This window comes from Stutzerimonas stutzeri (assembly GCF_019090095.1).
Taxonomy (GTDB): Bacteria; Pseudomonadota; Gammaproteobacteria; order Pseudomonadales; family Pseudomonadaceae; genus Stutzerimonas; species Stutzerimonas stutzeri_AN.
This window is the reverse complement of record NZ_JAGQFP010000001.1, coordinates 1,050,514-1,068,655: the sequence shown is the minus strand read 5'-3', so window position 1 is coordinate 1,068,655 and position 18,142 is coordinate 1,050,514. Positions and strand designations below refer to the sequence as shown.

20 protein-coding genes and 1 tRNA gene are annotated in these 18,142 nt (G+C 60.2%); 8 read left to right on the top strand and 13 right to left on the bottom strand.

Going from position 1 to position 18,142, the window contains the following annotated elements:
- Nucleotides 1–94 precede the first annotated feature (94 nt).
- Nucleotides 95–1,018 (bottom strand): DUF6685 family protein, encoded by a 924-nt coding sequence (locus KVO92_RS04580; protein ID WP_217475425.1) that lies wholly within the window; start codon nt 1,016–1,018, stop codon nt 95–97.
- 167 nt (nt 1,019–1,185) lie between these two features.
- On the opposite strand from KVO92_RS04580, the gene KVO92_RS04575 reads away from it, so the two are divergent.
- On the top strand, nt 1,186–1,422 hold the full coding sequence (locus KVO92_RS04575; protein WP_217474460.1) for a DUF2835 domain-containing protein: 237 nt from the start codon (nt 1,186–1,188) through the stop codon (nt 1,420–1,422).
- A 97-nt stretch (nt 1,423–1,519) separates the two neighbouring features.
- Nucleotides 1,520–2,551, top strand: coding sequence for a quinone-dependent dihydroorotate dehydrogenase (locus tag KVO92_RS04570; RefSeq protein WP_217474459.1), 1,032 nt, complete (start codon nt 1,520–1,522; stop codon nt 2,549–2,551).
- A 105-nt stretch (nt 2,552–2,656) separates the two neighbouring features.
- On the opposite strand, the gene rmf is transcribed toward KVO92_RS04570, so the two are convergent.
- Nucleotides 2,657–2,872 carry a ribosome modulation factor gene (gene rmf, locus KVO92_RS04565; RefSeq protein ID WP_021207445.1) on the bottom strand — a complete coding sequence of 72 codons (216 nt, stop codon included), beginning with the start codon at nt 2,870–2,872 and terminating at the stop codon, nt 2,657–2,659.
- Between the two features lie 354 nt (nt 2,873–3,226).
- Between rmf and rlmKL the strand changes: the two genes are divergently transcribed.
- The gene (gene rlmKL, locus KVO92_RS04560; protein ID WP_217474458.1) at nt 3,227–5,407 is read left to right on the top strand and encodes a bifunctional 23S rRNA (guanine(2069)-N(7))-methyltransferase RlmK/23S rRNA (guanine(2445)-N(2))-methyltransferase RlmL; all 2,181 of its coding nucleotides are present in this window, start codon (nt 3,227–3,229) and stop codon (nt 5,405–5,407) included.
- A gap of 108 nt (nt 5,408–5,515) precedes the next feature.
- Here the strand turns inward: rlmKL and dacB are convergent, their stop codons facing one another.
- Nucleotides 5,516–7,024, bottom strand: coding sequence for a D-alanyl-D-alanine carboxypeptidase/D-alanyl-D-alanine endopeptidase (gene dacB, locus KVO92_RS04555; protein ID WP_217474457.1), 1,509 nt, complete (start codon nt 7,022–7,024; stop codon nt 5,516–5,518).
- Nucleotides 7,025–7,248: 224 nt separating this feature from the next.
- On the opposite strand from dacB, the gene KVO92_RS04550 reads away from it, so the two are divergent.
- On the top strand, nt 7,249–7,593 hold the full coding sequence (locus KVO92_RS04550) for a YggL family protein (RefSeq protein ID WP_217474456.1): 345 nt from the start codon (nt 7,249–7,251) through the stop codon (nt 7,591–7,593).
- 5 nt (nt 7,594–7,598) lie between these two features.
- Here KVO92_RS04550 and KVO92_RS04545 read toward each other — a convergent pair whose 3' ends face one another.
- The 6 genes from KVO92_RS04545 to KVO92_RS04520 form a co-directional block, all read right to left on the bottom strand.
- Entirely contained in the window at nt 7,599–8,672 is a 1,074-nt protein-coding gene (locus KVO92_RS04545; protein WP_217474455.1) for an FUSC family protein, read from the bottom strand.
- Between the two features lie 5 nt (nt 8,673–8,677).
- Nucleotides 8,678–10,009 carry a deoxyguanosinetriphosphate triphosphohydrolase gene (locus KVO92_RS04540; protein WP_217474454.1) on the bottom strand — a complete coding sequence of 444 codons (1,332 nt, stop codon included), beginning with the start codon at nt 10,007–10,009 and terminating at the stop codon, nt 8,678–8,680.
- A 179-nt stretch (nt 10,010–10,188) separates the two neighbouring features.
- The gene (locus tag KVO92_RS04535; protein ID WP_217474453.1) at nt 10,189–10,491 is read right to left on the bottom strand and encodes a hypothetical protein; all 303 of its coding nucleotides are present in this window, start codon (nt 10,489–10,491) and stop codon (nt 10,189–10,191) included.
- Complete coding sequence (locus KVO92_RS04530) at nt 10,488–10,868, bottom strand: phage holin family protein (RefSeq protein WP_217474452.1); 381 nt, start codon at nt 10,866–10,868, stop codon at nt 10,488–10,490. The genes KVO92_RS04535 and KVO92_RS04530 overlap by 4 nt, the downstream gene beginning before the upstream one ends.
- A gap of 17 nt (nt 10,869–10,885) precedes the next feature.
- Nucleotides 10,886–11,287 (bottom strand): DUF883 family protein, encoded by a 402-nt coding sequence (locus KVO92_RS04525; RefSeq protein ID WP_217474451.1) that lies wholly within the window; start codon nt 11,285–11,287, stop codon nt 10,886–10,888.
- Nucleotides 11,288–11,506: 219 nt separating this feature from the next.
- Nucleotides 11,507–12,754, bottom strand: a complete 1,248-nt coding sequence (locus tag KVO92_RS04520; protein WP_217474450.1) for an OprD family porin — start codon at nt 12,752–12,754, stop codon at nt 11,507–11,509.
- 409 nt (nt 12,755–13,163) lie between these two features.
- Here KVO92_RS04520 and KVO92_RS04515 point away from each other — a divergent pair, with 409 nt between their 5' ends.
- On the top strand, nt 13,164–13,406 hold the full coding sequence (locus KVO92_RS04515; protein WP_217474449.1) for a glutaredoxin family protein: 243 nt from the start codon (nt 13,164–13,166) through the stop codon (nt 13,404–13,406).
- Nucleotides 13,407–13,570: 164 nt separating this feature from the next.
- Here the strand turns inward: KVO92_RS04515 and KVO92_RS04510 are convergent.
- The 3 genes from KVO92_RS04510 to mobA all read right to left on the bottom strand — a co-directional run bounded on the left by KVO92_RS04510 (nt 13,571) and on the right by mobA (nt 14,624).
- A tRNA-Pro gene (locus KVO92_RS04510) sits at nt 13,571–13,647 on the bottom strand.
- A 106-nt stretch (nt 13,648–13,753) separates the two neighbouring features.
- Nucleotides 13,754–13,972, bottom strand: coding sequence for a YgdI/YgdR family lipoprotein (locus tag KVO92_RS04505; protein ID WP_217474448.1), 219 nt, complete (start codon nt 13,970–13,972; stop codon nt 13,754–13,756).
- Between the two features lie 46 nt (nt 13,973–14,018).
- Entirely contained in the window at nt 14,019–14,624 is a 606-nt protein-coding gene (gene mobA, locus KVO92_RS04500; RefSeq protein WP_217474447.1) for a molybdenum cofactor guanylyltransferase MobA, read from the bottom strand.
- Nucleotides 14,625–14,690: 66 nt separating this feature from the next.
- On the opposite strand from mobA, the gene moaB reads away from it, so the two are divergent.
- The 3 genes from moaB (at nt 14,691) to KVO92_RS04485 (ending at nt 17,662) form a co-directional block, all read left to right on the top strand.
- Nucleotides 14,691–15,230 carry a molybdenum cofactor biosynthesis protein B gene (gene moaB, locus KVO92_RS04495; RefSeq protein ID WP_217474446.1) on the top strand — a complete coding sequence of 180 codons (540 nt, stop codon included), beginning with the start codon at nt 14,691–14,693 and terminating at the stop codon, nt 15,228–15,230.
- On the top strand, nt 15,230–16,441 hold the full coding sequence (gene glp, locus KVO92_RS04490) for a gephyrin-like molybdotransferase Glp (protein ID WP_217474445.1): 1,212 nt from the start codon (nt 15,230–15,232) through the stop codon (nt 16,439–16,441). Before moaB ends, glp begins: the two co-directional genes overlap by 1 nt.
- A 189-nt stretch (nt 16,442–16,630) precedes the next feature.
- Nucleotides 16,631–17,662: an acyltransferase family protein gene (locus KVO92_RS04485; RefSeq protein WP_217474444.1), complete on the top strand. Its 1,032-nt coding sequence runs from the start codon at nt 16,631–16,633 to the stop codon at nt 17,660–17,662.
- A gap of 94 nt (nt 17,663–17,756) precedes the next feature.
- Here the strand turns inward: KVO92_RS04485 and KVO92_RS04480 are convergent, their stop codons facing one another.
- Nucleotides 17,757–18,065, bottom strand: a complete 309-nt coding sequence (locus KVO92_RS04480) for an I78 family peptidase inhibitor (RefSeq protein ID WP_217474443.1) — start codon at nt 18,063–18,065, stop codon at nt 17,757–17,759.
- Nucleotides 18,066–18,142 lie beyond the last annotated feature (77 nt).

Genomic DNA, 18,142 nt, shown 5'->3' with positions numbered 1-18,142 from the left:
GGCGCATTAGCGCCGGCGTTTGGTTTTGGCAGGGGATTTAGCTCGCTGTCACGGCTAGCCGATCGGGGCGATGACAGTGCCATCGGCCAGCGAATCAGTCTGTCTGCGCTGTTTGGTTGCCGAGACGGAAGCGGGTGATCTGGGGCAAGTCGCGCAGATAACGAATCATGTCCGGGGCGCCAGCGAGCTTGAGGCCTTCACCGAGGGCATTGGCGGTGGTGTGGCGCTTGTCGAGCAGAAGCAGCTCGGAATTGTCTGGGTTGCGCAGCAAGGTCAGGCGCGCATAGGGGATTTTCGCATCGAGCAGTAATCCCATGAACTGCGGATCATTCCAGGCCTGCGCCGGCATGGTTACCGCATGGTATTCGGTATCCAACGCATTCAGGCCGGATGCGTCGAGTCGATAATCGACCAGCGCACTGGGCAGATTCACTTCGAGTCCGCGCAGCCGCGCATAGGCGACGGCGCAGGCGAAGGCTTCCGCGTTGTGTTCGCCCGACCAGTAGATGCGTTCGCCGAGCCAGCTCGCCTGGCGCAGCTCGATGGGCGCCTGGGTCTCGAGGCCGGGGAGGGCGGTCGACAGGGTCCGGATGAAATCCTTGTAGCTGATCACACGCAGCTTCCGACAGGCCGGAGTGGCAGCGAAGGCTTCGAAGGTCGGGTAGGTCCCGCCGTCGGCGTTCTGGCCGCTGAGGCCGTCGATCTGGCGCAGATCCAGCGCCACATGAGTGCTCTCTTCTCGTCGTACGAGCCGTGTCAAGGCGGCTCGTGCCCTGGCCTTGTCTTCCTGAACGGGACCGGAAAGGGCGCTTCTCGGGAGATCGACGAATCGCTGCAAGCAAGGTCCGTCGTGCCAGAAAATACTCGGCGCCGGCTCCAGGAGCGGGGCAAAGGGCAAGCGCAGCTGGCTAGCCAGCTCTAGGACCTGACGCGGCGATTTGCCAGCCAGACCAAGCCTTTGGGCAAATTTGACGATTCGGGAAGTCACGGGCGGCACTGGCTCGGGCACGTTCATCATTGCGGACGAATGCTTGGAACTACAGCGGGAGTGTGGCAGAGCCGCCGACGCGGTGCACCGCATTTACCGAACCTTTGTGCGTGATTGAGCGCTACGCCGGGCAACGGGGCGCAACTGGCGAGGTGTTCGTATGGCAAAATTGCTGTGCTGATCAATGAGGAGCCTCCATGCCAAGCCTCGTGCTGGATATTGCGCTACCGGCGGAAAAACTGCTGGCAGTTTATCAAGGGCGCGCCAATCGTATCCTGATCAAGAGCCGGGAGGGGACGAGCGTCAGCCTGCCGGCACACCATCTGCGACCCTTTCTGACAAGTGCCGGTGTATTTGGTTCCTTTGAAATGGAATTTTCTTCCGAGGGCAAATTGCTCCGCTTGCGGCGGCTGCTACGAGCGGGGGCTCCGTAGCGGTCTCGATGCCTGAGGCTGTCATGTCGACCCGCTGGAAAGGGGCGTCGCCTGCTATACTCCCGCGCCATACTTTATCCAGGATTTTAGGCTACGTATGTATAACCTGGCCCGCCAGCTGTTGTTCAAGTTCACCCCTGAAACGTCCCATGAGCTGTCGCTCGATCTCATCGGTGCCGGCGGCCGTCTGGGGCTCAATTCCCTGCTCAACAAGGCGCCGGCCACGCTGCCGGTACGGGTGATGGGATTGGATTTTCCCAACCCGGTGGGGCTGGCGGCGGGACTGGACAAGAATGGCGAGGCGATTTGCGGCCTGTCCCAGCTGGGTTTCGGCTTCGTCGAGGTGGGCACCGTGACCCCCAGGCCGCAGCCGGGGAATCCTAAACCGCGCATTTTCCGCTTGCCCGAAGCCGAAGCCATCATCAACCGCATGGGGTTCAACAACCACGGCGTCGATGCGTTGCTGGAGCGGGTCGACGCGGCGCGCTTCAAAGGTATCCTGGGTATCAACATCGGCAAGAACTTCGATACGCCGGTCGAGCGCGCGCAGGACGATTATCTCCTGTGCCTGGACAAGGTCTATCACCAGGCCAGCTACGTTACGGTGAATGTCAGCTCGCCGAATACGCCCGGGCTGCGCAGTCTGCAATTCGGCGACTCGCTCAAGCAATTGCTCGACGCGCTCGGACAGCGTCGGGAAGACCTCGAAGTGCTGCATGGCAAGCGTGTGCCGCTGGCCATCAAGATCGCGCCGGACATGACCGACGAAGAAATCGCGCTGGTGGCCGAAGCGGTCTTTCAGGCGGGTATGGATGCCATTATCGCGACCAACACGACGCTCGGCCGCGACGGGGTGGCGGGGCTGGCCCATGCCGACGAAGCTGGTGGGCTTTCAGGCGCGCCAGTGCGCGAAAAGAGCACCCACACCGTTCGCGTTTTGGCCCAGACCCTGGCGGGCCGTTTGCCCATCATCGCCGTTGGCGGTATCACTGAGGGGCGGCATGCGGCGGAGAAGATCGAGGCGGGAGCGAGTCTGGTACAGCTGTACACGGGCTTTATCTACAAGGGCCCGGCGCTGATTCGCGAAGCTGTCGATGCGGTGGCGTCGCTTCAATCAAGAAAGAAGTGAGTCGAAGGGAAGGAGTTGCTGTCTGGTGGGGCTCCGTGAAGGAGCCCCTGGGCTTCAAGCCCGCCGCCCGGGTGGGGCGCGCCAGTTGAAGTCGGTGTGATCGTGTCAGCCGACTGCGTGAAGTTCGTTCAATCGATGAAGGCCGGCGGCGCCGGTCAGACCGTCCCAGTTGTCGCCACGACCCTCCCGCCAGCCGTTAATCCAGGCTTGGCGCACCTCCGGATGGGAGAAAGGACATAGATCGCGAGATTTACCGTGTATGCCATGCTGATAACCGCGTAGAAATGCTCGTTCCATCGGATCACGCTTGAGTCTTCTCATTGGGTATTGCCCTCAGTGGTTGACTGGTGTTCCTGTTGACCTCATGGCGAGATCGGCAGATAGACTGCCAGCGAAGCCCCGTTGCCGGCGTGACGGGGTTCTACCGGGCATCGTTGCGATGCCGGTCTGTGTCGAGTTCTAACCCAATGCTTCCAGCGCGGGAATGATCGTTTTGTAATAAGCAAGTAACCAAACCGTGGTGCCACCCATAAGGCAGGCGATACGTGCGTTTGCAGGCGCCTCGGTACGGCGAATTGCAGCGGCTGCACGATGAAAGCGGTCGAAGCCGTACCCCTATCGAATTTTTGACTCCGAGCCCGCTACCGAGCGGATCGAATACTCTCTGGACATGCCATGACTGATCGCCACGAACTCATCCTTACCTGTCCCAAAGGGTTGGAGGGCCTGCTACTCGACGAGGCTGTCAGCCTCGGGCTTCAGGACGCGCGTGAACAGACCGCGGCGATCCGCGGCGTCGCTGACATGGAAGTTGCGTATCGGTTGTGCCTCTGGTCACGGCTGGCCAACCGGGTCCTGCTGGTGATCGGTCGGTTCGCGACGGTAAACGCCGAAACCCTGTACGACGGTGTCCACCAGGTGGATTGGTCGGAACATCTTGAGGCGACCGGCAGCTTGGCCGTCGAGTTCAGCGGCCATGGCTCCGGCATCGACAACACCCACTTCGGCGCACTGAAGGTCAAGGACGCGATCGTCGATCGCCTCCGTACGGCCAGCGGCGATCGCCCCAGCGTCGACAAACTCAACCCTGACCTACGTGTCCATTTGCGGCTGGATCGTGGCCAGGCCGTGTTGTCGCTGGATCTGTCCGGGCACAGCCTGCATCAACGCGGCTATCGCCTGCAGCAGGGCGCTGCGCCGTTGAAGGAGAATCTTGCTGCCGGTGTTTTGATCCGGGCCGGATGGCCGCGTATCGCCGCCGCTGGCGGCGCGCTGACGGACCCGATGTGTGGTGTGGGCACCTTTCTCATCGAGGGCGCCATGATGGCGGCCGACATCGCGCCCAACCTGCGCCGCGAGCGTTGGGGGTTCAGCGCCTGGCTGGGCCACGTTCCGGCGTTGTGGAATCGAGTGCACGCCCAGGCGCAAGCGCGCGCCGAAGCGGGCCTGGCCAGGCAGCCGCTGTGGATTCGGGGCTACGAAGCCGACCCCCGACTGATTCAGCCGGCCAGGAACAATATCGAGCGCGCCGGTCTGGCGAACTGGATACGCGTGTACCAGGGTGACGTCGCGACGTTCGAGCCTCGGCCTGATCAGAACCAGAAAGGCCTGGTGATCTGCAACCCGCCATACGGTGAACGACTGGGTGATGAAGCGAGCCTGGTCTATCTCTATCAGAACCTGGGTGAGCGCCTTCGCCAGGCGTGCCTCGGCTGGGAAGCTGCTGTGTTGACCTCGGCACCCGATCTGGGCAAGCGCATGGGTATTCGCAGCCACAAGCAATACGCGTTCTGGAACGGCGCATTGCCGTGCAAGCTGCTGCTGATCAAGGTCGAGCTGGACCAGTTCGTTACCGGACAGCGCACCAACTCGGCCGAGCGCAAAGACGAGCAGGAACCGGTGCAGGAACTGGCGCGCCTCAGCGAAGGGGGGCAGATGTTCGCCAACCGGTTGCAGAAGAACCTCAAGACGCTTGGAAAGTGGGCGCGCAAGGCGGGCATTCAGTGCTATCGGCTGTATGACGCCGACATGCCGGAGTACGCCCTGGCCGTTGACCTTTACGGCGACTGGGTTCACGTACAAGAGTACGCTCCGCCGCGCTCGATCGACCCGGAAAAGGCCCAGGCGCGGCTCTACGATGCGCTAGGGGCGATTCCTCAGGCGTTGGGCGTTTCGCGTGATCGAGTCGTGGTCAAGCGCCGTGAGCGCCAGAGCGGAACGCGTCAGTACGAGCGTCAGGCCAGCCAGGGGCAGTTCCTCGAAGTCAGCGAAGGCAACGTCAAGTTGCTGGTGAATCTCACCGATTACCTGGACACCGGATTATTTCTCGATCATCGCCCGATGCGCCTGCGTATCGCCCGGGAGGCGGCCGGCAAGCGCTTTCTGAATCTGTATTGCTACACAGCCACCGCAACCGTGCATGCCGCCAAGGGCGGCGCGCGCAGTACCACCAGTGTCGACCTGTCGAAAACCTATCTGGACTGGGCGCGACGTAATCTGGCGCTCAATGGCTTGTCGGATCGGCAGCGCCTGGAGCAGGCCGACGTGATGAGCTGGTTGGAAGAGGATCGCGGCGAGTACGACCTGATCTTCATCGACCCGCCAACCTTCTCCAACTCCAAGCGCATGGAAGGAGTCTTCGATGTCCAGCGCGATCACGTTGCCTTGCTCGATCTGGCAATGGCGCGGCTGGCACCCGGCGGCACGTTGTATTTTTCCAACAACTTTCGCAAGTTCGCGCTGGATGCGGGCATTGTCGAGCGCTATGCGGTCGAGGAGATCACCAGTGCCACGCTGGACGAGGACTTCCGCCGTAACAGCAAGATTCATCGCGCCTGGAAGCTGCAAGCGCGATGATCGTGGTCGGGCGGTGGCTTCTTCTGTCGCGCTTTGCCGGCAGGTGGGGTAAAGCGCGCACGTGAGCAATAAAGGGCGCTGCCGGGCATGCCGTCAGCGCCCGGCGTGCTATCGCTGTGCTGTGCTGGTGGCGCTCGGCCGGTTGTAGAGGCTGACCAACACCTGATCCAGCACCGAGGAGGCACCCCAAGGCCGCGGGTGATTGAGGATCGCGACGACCGCCCAGGTATTACCCGCGCTGTCACGGCTGTAGCCGGCAATCGCCCGTACCGTGTTCAGCGTCCCGGTCTTTATATGCGCCTTGCCGGCCACGCCGGTGTTACGCAGGCGCTTGCGCATGGTGCCGTCGACCGCCGCGAGCGGCATCGATGAGATGAACTCGGCAGCGTAAGGGCTCTGCCAGGCCGCTTTGAGCAAGGCGGCCATCTCTCGCGCACTGACGCGCTCGGCGCGCGACAGGCCGGATCCGTTCTCGACCACCAGATGCGGCGAGATCAAGCCCTTTTTCGCCAGCCACTGACGAATCACCCGCTGCGCGGCTTTCGAGTCGTCGGCATCCGTTTCGTTACGGAACGCCGCGCCCAGGCTCAGGAACAGCTGCCGTGCCATGGTGTTGTTGCTGTATTTGTTGATGTCGCGAATGATCTCGACCAGATCAGGCGAATAAGCCCGGGCCACCATTCGCGCGTCCTTCGGCACGGAGTCGACTCGGTCACCGCCGAGGATATTGCCGCCCAGTTCCTTCCAGATCGCCCGAACGGCGCCGGCTGCGTAACGTTGATGGTCGAGCAGCGACAGATAGGTTTGGCCGCTGCAACCGGCGGCGAGTTTGCCGGTCACCACCACGGTAACGCCGTCGGCATCCTCGATGGGGTTATAGCGGATGTCCGGCCAGCCGGGGCACTTGGCCTTGGGCAACGCCTGGATGCGGTTATCGATACGGACTGCGGCAATCGGCGGTTCGACCGCAACCTCGACGTGGCCGTTGTCGTTGCGAGCGATGAAACGAAGCGCCTTCAGGTTGACCAGCAGGGCGTCGGGGCCGACCAGGAAGGGTTTGTTCTTGTCGTTGCCATCGTCATCGAAAACGGGCAGCGACGGCTGAACGAAATGGCTGCGGTCGAGCACCAGGTCGCCGGTTACGGTTTGCACGCCGTTGGCACGCAGATCACGCAGCAACAGCCATAGCTTCTCCATGTTGAGCTTGGGATCACCGCCGCCCTTGAGGTAGAGATTGCCGTTCAGCGTGCCGTTCTCGATCGGTCCGTCGGCGTAGAACTCGGTCTTCCATTGATGATTGGGGCCCAGCAACTCCAGCGCGGCGTAGGTCGTGACCAGCTTCATCGTCGAGGCCGGATTGACCGATACATCGGCGTTCACATAGGTCGGTGATGCGTTGCTGTTGAGTGGCAGCATCACAACCGACAAGGCGCTGCTCTCGATCTTGTTGGCTTTAAGTGCCTGAGCCACCTTCGGCGGCAATGTCTGGTTGATCGCTTCGGCGAAGACCGGAAAAGCCAGCGGTAGCGTCAGCGAGGCGATGGCGACACGGCTGAGAAACTTGCTTATGACGCTGCCCCGATCAGTAGCGCCATGCAGATTGGAAATCAATGACATGAAGGTTCCCTACAGCGTTCAGGGAAGAATGACGGGCCATTATGCCCACGTCCGAGAAGTGACGTACTTCTCATCCGACAAGCGTAGCCGGCAGGCACGGGTTTCAGCAAAAACAAAATAAAGAGGGGGTATAACGGTGTGGTCGGCGGACGCCTGTAATCGCACAAGTGCGGCGTTGCTGTTAGAGTGCGCGCCGTTATCTCGTTAGAAAAAGGACCGATTCAATGGCTACCAATCGCTCGCGTCGCTTGCGCAAGAAACTCTGTGTCGACGAATTCCAGGAGCTGGGGTTCGAGGTCAACCTGACCTATCGCGATGGCATCGAAGCCAAGGCTGTGGATGAGTTTCTGGAGGCGTTCCTGAACGAAGCCATCGAAGCCAATGGCCTGGGTTATATCGGTGGCGAGGACTACGGCTTCGTATGTCTGGCCAGCCGCGGCTCGGTCAACGAAGAACAGCGTGGTCAGGTCGAGGCGTGGCTCAAGGGGCGCAACGAACTATCCGAGTTCAACGTGAGCCCGTTGATGGACGTCTGGTATCCGGAGAACGAAATCAACACGAAGGCGTGATCGAGTCATTGCTGATCGGTTGCGGTGGTTCGCCCGGATTTACGCAAGGTAATCCGGGCGGCCAACCGGCGTAGCAAATACATCAGCAACGTCACGCCCAGCGCCACGCCTACCCCGATGGCGGCATTGACCAGCCGCAGCTGCGGCAAGTCCCAATCCTGCGCGAGCGTTTCAGCCAACAAGACGAAACTCAGCGTCGTCTGCAGCACGAAGAGGCCGTAGTGATGTGCCTGGAAGGCCCGACTGAGCATCACCAGTGGCAGCATGATCATCACCATCATTGGCGGATCGGCCAGACTGTGGCCCATGTAGATCAGTACCGCCGCTGCGCAGAAAATCGCCAGACCGGCTTGTAAGGCGCGGGTAAAGCTACGTTGCAGGTCCATCTGCAGGGTCGTGAAAACGGCCAAGGTCAGCCAGTAACCCCTCGGCAGTTCGCCAAGCGTTACGATCAAGCCGCCTGCGGCGGCGGCGAGCATGTAGGCCAGGGCATGCAGCCGCCATTGGCGAATGGGTGTGCGTCGCGCGCGCCGTCGCAGTACTTTCATCAAGCTCAACAGGCGCGGCATGTATGGCCACATGCGCAAGCCATGCAGGCCTCGCAGGCCGAAGGCGAGGAGGGTGACCCACAGGCCTCCTAGCGCAAAGAGCACGGCGATCGCCTGCGGGTTGTTGAAATCGCCGATGCCGTGCTGGCCTTGGCCGAGGCACAGGCAGATGGCCAGACCGATGCCAAGCTTGCCTGCCTCGCTGCCATAGCGCTGCAGCCACGCCAACAGCAGGCCGTAGAAGGCAAACAGGCCGAGGCTGATCAGGGGATGCGTCGCCGACCAGAAGCCTAGTCCGGCGCTACCTGCGCCGAGCCCGATCAGTAATAGCATCCGCAACATGCCGAGTCGGTGCAGCGGGTTCGCCTTGGCCGCCTGGAAGGCGCCAACCGTGGCCCATAGGAAACCGGCATGGCCGCTGAACAAGCCGAGCAGCAGCGGTAGCGCGCAGCCCAGACCAGCAACCGCTGCTGCGCCCCAGGCGGGGCGGCCCGGCTGCCAACCAACGAGTGTCCACCACGGCTTTTTCATCGGCTTCACGTCGGGCTCGAGCGTCCGGTCATTTCGCTGGCCATTTCGGTCGCGTAGCTGTCGGTCATGCCGGCAATGAAATCGATCACCCGCACGAAAGACTGATACAGCGGCCAATCGGGTTTCGGTGCGTTACCACCCAGCAAGTCTAGTATGCGACGATTCTTGAAGGACAATTCGCGGCCGCCGTGCTGCTCCACTGCCGCGCCACAAAAGGCGTTGAGCAGTATTTCGAGCGTGGTATAGGCGCCGATTTCGTGCAATGTCTTGCGTTTGTCCTGAAAGATCTTTTCCCGGGCCATGGCTTTGGCTTGCAGCACGCATTTCTTGGCAGGGCCATGCATGTGCTCGACCAGATCCCCGGTCAGCGTCCCCGCCAGCAGGGCTTGCTGCTGATCCACGAAGGCCCGTGCCGCGGCGTTGGTCAGGTGTTCGATGGCCTTGCCTCTGAGAATCGCCAGCTTGCGTCGGCGCGAATCTCTGGGGCCTAGCTGACGGTAGGTCTCCGGCAGATCGTCGCCGACCAGGTTCAGCAGCAGCGCTTCGACTTCGCTGTAGTCGAGCAGGTCCATCTCCAGCCCATCTTCGAGGTCGATCAGGCCGTAGCAGATGTCATCCGCTGCTTCCATCAGATAGACCAGCGGGTGGCGCGCCCAGCGCTGTTCGTCCAGCTTCGGCAAGCCGAGCTTCGATGCAATCTGCTCGAGCAGGGCCAATTCGCTCTGGTAGCAACCGAACTTGTGTTTCTTATAGCCGAGGGCCTCGGCATGGCGCGATGTCCACGGGTACTTGAGGTAGGTGCCCAGCGTGGCGTAGGTCAGGCGGGTGCCGCCGTCGAACTGGTGATACTCGAGCTGGGTCAGCACCCTGAATCCTTGCGCGTTGCCTTCGAAATTCAAGAAATCGGCTCGCTCGGCCTCGCTCATGTCATCGAGCCAACCTCGCCGCGCAGCTTGCTGAAACCAGTGACGAATGGCGTCCTCGCCCGAATGCCCGAACGGAGGGTTGCCAATGTCGTGCGCCAGGCAGGCCGATTGGATAATCATCCCGAGGTCGGCTGGGCTGCACCACTCAGGCATGCCGTCACGCAGCACTTCGCCCACGCGCATGCCGAGAGAGCGCCCGACGCAGCTGACTTCGAGCGAATGCGTCAGGCGTGTGTGGATGTGGTCGTTACTGGAGACAGGATGCACTTGGGTTTTGCGCCCAAGCCGGCGAAACGCGCCGGAAAAGATGATTCTGTCATGATCCTTGTGAAACGGGCTTCGACCGAGCTCTTCGTTGCTATGGACGGATTTACCGAGACGTTCACGGTTAAGCAGGGTGTGCCAGTCCAAAGAGCAACCTCCTTCATGTCGCCAATGGGCATAGGTGCGGCATTACGATCACAGAAACTGCAACGGCGTGTATGGCGCATGCAGAGGTCAGCCTACAGCACCCTGTGACCGCCGTGCCATACACCCATCGTTCAGGCAAGCCGTGCGTTGATGATGCACGGTTGGCTTCGCCACGTCCTCTAATGCCGGAGTCTGCTCACTAGCGGATAGAGCATGACGCCCACTCGGGCCAGTTTACCGAACCTGCCCAGGCGCCGGCCGAACAGCATCAGCGCCAAGCTGGTTGCGACCAGCAATGGCCCTTTGCGTGCGTGGTCGTCGGGTTCAGAGTTTCGGTGGGCAATCATCCCCTTCATTCGTTGAAAGGGATGCGCCAATGGCTGTGCGTGGTACAGCAGCTGCTGGCGATTCATTTCCATGCGCAGGCGGACGAGGTCCTTGCGCATGGCCAGATCGCTGGACGTGCTCAGAGGAAGGCTCATGGTAGTAAACGCTCACGATTGCGTGCCAACTCCTCGACCGTTGCCTGGAACGGCGAAGCGCTTTCTTTGGCGATATGGGTGGCTCGGCTGATGCAGACCACCAGCGCGATGGCATACAGCGCGCATAGGACGAGGATCGCGGCGATTGGATTGCTATCCCAGAACGCAATGACGATCGCAGCGGAGAGCCCGACCAGGATCAACAAGCCGAGTATCAGGCTGATGCTGGCCAGCAGAAACAGCTTGAACACTCGGGTGCGTTCTTCCTGGATTTCGATCCCGATCAGCTCCAGGTGCCCCTGAACGAGCCCCGCGAGGGCACCACCCATCTTCTTGATGGAGGGGGCCGGAGCCTCGTCGCTGTGCTTGGTTTCCATTGGATCCATTCCCCACATCAGCGGCGGGTGATCAGGCCGAAGAGAAAGCCAACGCCTGCAGCGATGCCGATCGACTGCCATGGATGAGTATGCACGTACTCTTCGGTGCACTGAATGGCGGCCTGGCTCTGCTCACGCAATGATCCTTCCTGCTCTTTGAGCATCTGCCGGGCACGGCTCAGGTTGGCGTTGATCTTCGTGCGCAGTTCCTCGGTCTGGGAGCCCGCGGTGTCCTGAGTGTGCTTCAGCAGGCGCTCGGTGTCTCCGATCAAGGTGTGGAATTCTTCGATGAGTGCGTTCTGCGCGGCCTGTAGGTTGCGGCGATGCGCTGATTTATCGAACAAGGGTGCGGAGGTACCCGTGGATGCATCGGGGATGGGCGTTTCGTCACTGGTGCCGAAAGTGGATTCGATAGACATCTGCAGCTCCTCTTCAGTCTCGCCGGGACGAAATAGTCCCAGTGCCTCAAGTTTCGAGCATGCCGATGGCGCAAGGTTCCCGTTTCGTTTGGCGGGTTTTTACCGGGATCAATGCGCGGCGTGTTACGGCGAGAGGTTTGCTGGTCGGTAGGAAGATAGAAAAAAGAAAACCCGCCGAAGCGGGTTCTCTTGAACTACTGCAGATGCAAGTAGCCGCTATTACATCAGCGGAATGGTGTAGCTGACAATCAGGCGGTTCTGATCGATATCGCGGGACGAATTGCTGCGGTAGGTACCGTTACGCCATTTCACGCCGAGGTTCTTCAGGGTGCCTTCCTGGAAAACGTAGCCGATATCGGTGTCGCGTTCCCATTCCTTGCTATCGCCATTCGCGCCGAAGTTGTCACCAGTGACATAACGGGTCATGAAGGTCAGGCCCGGAAGGCCAATGGCCGCGAAGTTGTAGTCGTAACGCGCTTGCCAGGATTTTTCATCTGCGTTGGCGAAGTCCGCTGCGAGCATTACATAGTTCACCAGATACGGATCGGTGCTGGCACCGGTATAGGCGAAACCGGTGTCGCCGCTCATCTTCTGGTATGCCAGGCCGAAGCTGTGGCCGCTAATCGAATAGGTGAACATGGCGCCGAACGCATTGTTGTCGACGCTAGACGAGCCGTCGTCGGTCGAGCGGGCATAACGCAGATCAGTCTTCAGCGACTGATCTTTGCCCATCGGCAGAACATGGATCACGTTGAAGGAGTGCTGTTTGTATACTTCTTCAAGGTTGCTGTAGTAGTACGCGCCCTTCAGGTCCTTCGTGAAGGAATAGGTAGCGCCCGCGAAAAGGAAGTCGTCAGGCTTGTCGCCAGTAGCACCGCCCTTACCGTTGTATTTCAAATCTTCGTAATTGGTGGAGTCGCGATCGTTTTCTTCGGTCAGGTAACCAGCATCGAGGGTCAGACCATCGATCTCGTTGGAGATGATTTGACCGCCTTTAAACGTTTGCGGCAGCAGGCGCGAGTCGCTGCGCGAGATCGCCATGTTCTTCGGTTCGATGGTGCCGACTTTCAATACTGTCTTGGAGATCTTTGCCTTGGCAGTCAGGCCTAGCGCCGAGAACTCATCAGGCGCTTCGTTGCCGAAAGAGCTCGGCATCAAGCCGGTCCCTGCCGTGTCGTCGCTGGAGTACAGGTTGACGCCCAGGAGGCCTAGAGCATCAACACCAAAGCCTACGGTGCCCTCTGTATAGCCGGACTCTGCGCGCAGAATGAAACCTTGGGCCCATTCTTCAGCCTTCGATTGAGCAGTGGATGCGTTGGAACGGTTGTCGCTGTTGTAATAGAAATTACGCAGTTCCAAATTGACCTTGCTGTCATCAACGAACGCAGCTTGAGCCATGGTCGGGATAGCCAGTGTTGCTCCCAGAGTGGCGAACGCCACGCCCCGGGCGATAGGGGTCTTGAGCATTTCTTATTTCTCCTCGTTGGATGATGCTCTGAAGTCGCTCTTACGGCGCCATGCAATAAAGCACTACATAAGTCTTCAAGCCCTTAGACCTTAGTCGCTAAGGCCTAAGTAAGGCGTGTCGTGGAATCCGCTTGGCAGATGTACCTCGTTCTCTCGGTACATCTTCAAGCAATTGCCACCAAGCGCACATACACACCCGGCCCTGCAGCTCTATGGCCGCTTGGGTTGCCGCATCCTAGCGGTTTGATCGCGTTACGTCGATTCCCTTAATCAAACCATCGTTTGAGTGCGTTCGAGATCACATTTTTTCTGACAAGGCAGGCCGGAAGTAGTAGACCGGCGTGTGACAGCCTCATCTTGTCAAGCCTGCTAGACTTGCTGAGCCAGTTTCGATGAGTCCTGCTTATATATGCATCTTCCTGAATGCCAACTGTTTGGAACGCTGGGTTGCCACCTTTGCGAGCAGGCCGAGGCGGTCGTCATGCCGTTGGTGGAGCATGGATTACTGGTGGAATTGCTGGATATCGCGGACCGGCCTGATTGGGTCGACGATTACGGGCTGCGCATACCTGTGCTGAAAAGAGTCGATACCGGAGCAGAGTTGGACTGGCCATTCGAAATGGATCAGGTCGTCTGGTTCCTGCGGCAATAAGACCAACACTGGACGCCTGTCGAGGCGGTGTCGCGGATTGCGGCTACCTTGTTCCTGGCGAAGAGGTGGGTCGGGACAGGCGGGAACGCGAGGACTTGAAACGAAAAAACCGGCCAGTGGCCGGTTTTTTCTGTGATCAGACTAATCGCGCTGATCTCGGGATATGGTCGGAGCGACTGGATTCGAACCAGCGACCTTCTCGTCCCGAACGAGACGCGCTACCAAGCTGCGCTACGCTCCGAAGATGGCGCGCATTTTACAGAAAAACTTTTGCTTCACAAGAGCTTAGAAGGTGCTTTTTTGCACGACGCCAAGCAGAGTGCTTGGCGTCGTGGCAATTCGACTCGTTACAGTTCGTTGACGGTGCGGACCTGGTCCTTGTTGACTCGCCCAGGTTTGCCGTCGATCCCTTCGAATTCATAGAAGCCGGCTTCCTCATCGTATTCAGGGCGATCCAACGTTTGGATTTCCCGTCCATCGTTCAGCGTGATGACGCTAGGGTTGGAGCAGCCGGTCAGGAGCGTTAGTCCGATCAGTAAAGCCAGAACGGGTGCGGTTGCGCGCATGAGTATTCTCCTTTGAGTGATGCGTCTGTGACGGCGGTCGATGACGCTAAGTTCCCGGAGGAGGAGGCCCGTACTCGGCAAGCAGGGTGGGCGAGTTCAAGTTCGCCAGGCGAATGTCGTGCGGGTCGAGCTCGAGCGCGCGGGCATGCAGCGCTAGCAGAACATTGCGGTTGCTTCGCTCGCCCGCTTGCCAGGCTTCATCTATCGCCGGAGCGAGGCAGGTCGGGATGATGCAGAACAGCGGTTCCCATTGAGCGCCTCGCCGGAGCATCACCGGCGTGGTCGGTTCCGCTTGGGCCGTTCTGTACAGCTGCGTGAGTAGTGCCTCATCGATCAGCGGCGCATCGCAGGGCGCGACCATCAGCCACGCATGGCGCGCGGCAGCGAGGCCTGCCCGAATGCCGGCCAGCGGGCCTGGAAAGTCCGGTTCGCTGTCGCTGACCAGACGATCGGCGAAGGCCGAATACTGCTGTTGATTACGGTTGCAGGAGATGAGCAGGTCATTGGTCAGCGGGCGTGCAACCTGATAAGGCCAGGCTACAAGCGGCTGGCCGTGCCACTCGACCATCCCCTTGTCTCGCCCGCCCATTCGCTGCCCGCGGCCGCCGGCCAGCAGCAGAATCGAGCAATCCGCTAGCCTTTGTCGTCGCATCAAGTGCTCCTTTGAAAGCCTGTGATATAACACCTTGGAACTGAATTCACCAATCGGGAAGCCTGTATGAGTCACCTCGCTGATCAATCCTTCGTTCCGTTGAATATCGCCGTTCTGACGGTCAGCGACACGCGCTCGCTGGAGACCGACACCTCTGGGCAGCTACTCGTTGATCGCCTGCAAGCGGCCGGGCACAACCTCGCATCGCGGGTGCTGCTCAAGGATGATCTGTATCGGATTCGCGCGCAGGTCGCGAACTGGATAGCCGAGGATGACGTGCAGGTCGTGTTGATCACGGGTGGAACTGGATTCACCGCACGGGACAGCACGCCCGAAGCGGTGGCGTGCCTGCTGGACAAGCAGGTCGACGGGTTCGGCGAGCTGTTTCGTCAGATTTCGGTAAGTGATATCGGAAGCTCCACCGTGCAGTCGCGGGCATTGGCTGGCTTGGCGAATGCCACCTTGGTGTGTTGCCTGCCAGGCTCGACTAATGCGTGCCGCACCGCCTGGGACGGCATTCTCGCCGAGCAGCTGGATGCGCGTCATCGTCCCTGCAACTTTGTGCCTCATCTCAAGCAGGCCGCGCCTTGTGAGAGTCGTTCCTGATGGCAGGCGAGATGCAAGCGTTGATGCCCGTGGAGGAGGCGCTGGAGGCGTTGCTCAAGCAGGCGCGGGAGACTCCAATCAGCGATGTCGAGCGCGTGTCGATCGACGAGGCAGAGGGGAGGGTATTGGCTGAGCCGCTGATCGCCACGCTGGACCTGCCGCCGTGGCCGAACAGTGCGATGGATGGATATGCCGTTCGTGTAGCCGATCTCGATGGGCGGCCGTTGAGGGTTTCCCAGAAAATCTTCGCCGGCACCCAGCCCGAGCCGCTGGAACCGGGTTGCTGTGCCCGGATCTTCACGGGTGCGCCCATCCCGGAGGGCGCCGACAGCGTCGAGATGCAAGAGAATGTCGAGGTGCTCGATGATGGTCGGGTGCGCTTCGTCGAGCTGGTACGCCCGGCACAGCATGTTCGTCCCCAGGGCGGCGAGGCTCGGACGGGCGATGAGGTGCTGGCGGCCGGGACGCGTTTGGGGCCTATCGAGCTGGGGCTTGCCGCTTCCTTGGGCGCGGCGCAGCTGAGCGTTTGCCGCAAGATCAAAGTCGCCCTGCTTTCCACGGGCGATGAGTTGGTCGATCCGGGGCAATCGCTTCGGCCAGGGCAGATCTACAACAGCAATCGCGTGCTGTTGCGTAATTGGTTGCACCGCCTGGGGTGTGAGGTCATCGATGCTGGCGTTGTGCGTGATGATCTCGCGCAGGTTCGCCAGTGCCTGGCCAGCTTGGGGGAGGTCGACTTGATCCTCTCCACCGGTGGCGTCTCGGTAGGCGAGGCCGATTTTCTCGGCCAGGTATTGCGCGAGGAAGGCGAGCTGACGCTCTGGAAACTGGCGATCAAACCCGGGAAGCCGCTGACCTGCGGTAGCTACCGTGGCGTTGCGGTGATTGGCCTGCCGGGCAACCCTGCCTCGACATTGGTCACTTTTGGTTTGCTCGCTCGGCCTTATCTGCTGCGCAGAATGGGTGTGTTGGAAAGCGAGCCCCTGAGTGTCCAGGTGCCCGCTGGTTTCAGCTGGACCAAGCCCGGCAAGCGTCGTGAATACTTGCGAGCGCGCCTCGAGTCTGGCAGGGCGATGCTCTACGCGAACCAGAGCTCGTCGATTCTGCGAAGTGCAGCCTGGGCCGATGGGTTGGTCGAAGTGCGTGAGCACACCCAATTGAGAGAAGGTGACCTGGTTTCCTTCATTTCGTTTGCCGAGCTGCTCGGCTGAACACACCTGGCGCCGGCTGCCGTGCAGGCGCCGGCGCATCCACGCAGTTCAACCATCCGAGCCTACATTACGTCGGGTCAGGTGGTTGGCTCGGTGTCGGCAATAAACTGATCACGTTTTTCATTGTCTACCTTTCCCGTCCGTGCCAGGTCTGGCTGCGATGCGTCTGGTCATACAAGGAGAAACGTGATGCAGGAGAGAAATGCCTGGGTCGATTACGCCAAAGCCATTGGAATCATCCTGGTTGTTTATGGCCATGTCGCGCGTGGGGTATTCAACGCCGGTTTGCCAATGGAGGAGGACTCCTACCTTCTCGTCGATAGCATCATCTACAGCTTTCACATGCCGCTGTTCTTCTTCTTGTCGGGTTTGTTCTTCTACGACTCGCTGATGAAGCGTGGGACAACCGGGCTGATCGTCAACAAAGTGGACACGGTGGTTTATCCGTTCATCGTATGGTCGCTGTTGCAGGGTTCGATCGAGGTGGTGCTGTCGAACTACACTAATGGTGAGGTCACTTTAGGGCAGGTGTTTTCGCTGCTCTGGTCGCCACGGGCGCAGTTCTGGTTTCTCTATGCGCTGTTTCTGGTGTTCGTGGTCTGCTCGTTCGTGTACGCCAAGGCGGATCGCCGATTCTTCCTTCCCTTGCTACTGGCCTTTGCTGTGCTTTATGTCTTCAAGCAGGATCTGGCGACGAACAATATCGGCAGGTTCATTTTCGGCAATGCGGTGTTTTTCGCGCTAGGCGTGTGGTTCAACGAGATCAGGACCTTTTTTCTCGCCCGTTACGTTCAGCTCACAGGGCTGTTTGGGCTGTTGTTCGTGGTCGGTCAGTATCTGTTCCACGTCACCTTCGGTTTGAACTGGGAGGTCGGTGGTCTACCGGTCCTTGCGCTTGCCACCGTGTCGATCTTTTTCGTGATTTCGCTTTCCATGTGGTTGGGGCGGGTTCGCATCGAGTGGTTGCTCTTCGTCGGCGCCTCTTCGATGACCATCTATCTCATGCACATCCTTGCCGGAAGTGGGGTTCGAGTGATCCTCAGCAGCTTCATGGGCATCGATTCGATCCCGGTGCACCTGGTTCTCGGGACGCTGATCGGGCTTGCGGCGCCACTGCTTGCCCAGGTCATCATCAAACGTTACGACCTGTATTTCCTGCTGGCTCCGCCGAAGTCCATTTCCGCGACGAGTCTGCGGACCCGCAGAGCGCTGGCGCACTGATCGGCCGGTCGACCAGCGGGCGCGCCGCCCGCTGGTGCTGGTCGTTTCGTCTCAGCGCTCCGACAGTCCGCGAGCCCTCCCGGGAACTGGCGAACTACCCGCAGTAGGCCTGCTGGATTACCGATGCATCGTCGGTCGTCAGGTTCAATCGGCCGGCGTTATATTCCAGCGTCACGACATCGCCGGGTCTGAGGATGCGTGCAATGGACGCGCCGCTTTCCTGGCGCGCCTGATCGAGCAGTGCCGGAGTTGCCTTCTGCCCGATGAGCTTATCTACCGCCGAGGCAGTGCAACGGTTGGCCGTTGCGCTCCCCGGGGCCTGGGTTCGTTCGGGCGATGATGATTGGCAGCCGAGCAGCACGGAACCGCACCACATCGCTGCAATCAGGGGGATGGCTCGCATAGTTGGTCTCCTTGCATGAAAAAAGGGGTAAAGGGGTGTTGTCAGCGGATGCGCCGATATGAGGATAAGCGGTATGA

Coding starts and splice junctions, on each gene's coding strand:
- KVO92_RS04570 (WP_217474459.1), top strand. CDS start 1,520: ATGTATAACCTGGCCCGCCAGCTGTTGTTCAAGTTCACCCCTGAAACG.
- KVO92_RS04525 (WP_217474451.1), bottom strand. CDS start 11,287: ATGTCTATCGAATCCACTTTCGGCACCAGTGACGAAACGCCCATCCCC.
- KVO92_RS04520 (WP_217474450.1), bottom strand. CDS start 12,754: ATGCTCAAGACCCCTATCGCCCGGGGCGTGGCGTTCGCCACTCTGGGA.
- KVO92_RS04515 (WP_217474449.1), top strand. CDS start 13,164: ATGCATCTTCCTGAATGCCAACTGTTTGGAACGCTGGGTTGCCACCTT.
- moaB (WP_217474446.1), top strand. CDS start 14,691: ATGAGTCACCTCGCTGATCAATCCTTCGTTCCGTTGAATATCGCCGTT.
- KVO92_RS04480 (WP_217474443.1), bottom strand. CDS start 18,065: ATGCGAGCCATCCCCCTGATTGCAGCGATGTGGTGCGGTTCCGTGCTG.
- KVO92_RS04535 (WP_217474453.1), bottom strand. CDS start 10,491: ATGAGCCTTCCTCTGAGCACGTCCAGCGATCTGGCCATGCGCAAGGAC.
- KVO92_RS04545 (WP_217474455.1), bottom strand. CDS start 8,672: ATGAAAAAGCCGTGGTGGACACTCGTTGGTTGGCAGCCGGGCCGCCCC.
- KVO92_RS04550 (WP_217474456.1), top strand. CDS start 7,249: ATGGCTACCAATCGCTCGCGTCGCTTGCGCAAGAAACTCTGTGTCGAC.
- rlmKL (WP_217474458.1), top strand. CDS start 3,227: ATGACTGATCGCCACGAACTCATCCTTACCTGTCCCAAAGGGTTGGAG.
- KVO92_RS04485 (WP_217474444.1), top strand. CDS start 16,631: ATGCAGGAGAGAAATGCCTGGGTCGATTACGCCAAAGCCATTGGAATC.
- rmf (WP_021207445.1), bottom strand. CDS start 2,872: ATGAGAAGACTCAAGCGTGATCCGATGGAACGAGCATTTCTACGCGGT.
- glp (WP_217474445.1), top strand. CDS start 15,230: ATGGCAGGCGAGATGCAAGCGTTGATGCCCGTGGAGGAGGCGCTGGAG.
- KVO92_RS04580 (WP_217475425.1), bottom strand. CDS start 1,018: ATGATGAACGTGCCCGAGCCAGTGCCGCCCGTGACTTCCCGAATCGTC.
- mobA (WP_217474447.1), bottom strand. CDS start 14,624: ATGCGACGACAAAGGCTAGCGGATTGCTCGATTCTGCTGCTGGCCGGC.
- KVO92_RS04505 (WP_217474448.1), bottom strand. CDS start 13,972: ATGCGCGCAACCGCACCCGTTCTGGCTTTACTGATCGGACTAACGCTC.
- KVO92_RS04530 (WP_217474452.1), bottom strand. CDS start 10,868: ATGGAAACCAAGCACAGCGACGAGGCTCCGGCCCCCTCCATCAAGAAG.
- KVO92_RS04575 (WP_217474460.1), top strand. CDS start 1,186: ATGCCAAGCCTCGTGCTGGATATTGCGCTACCGGCGGAAAAACTGCTG.
- dacB (WP_217474457.1), bottom strand. CDS start 7,024: ATGTCATTGATTTCCAATCTGCATGGCGCTACTGATCGGGGCAGCGTC.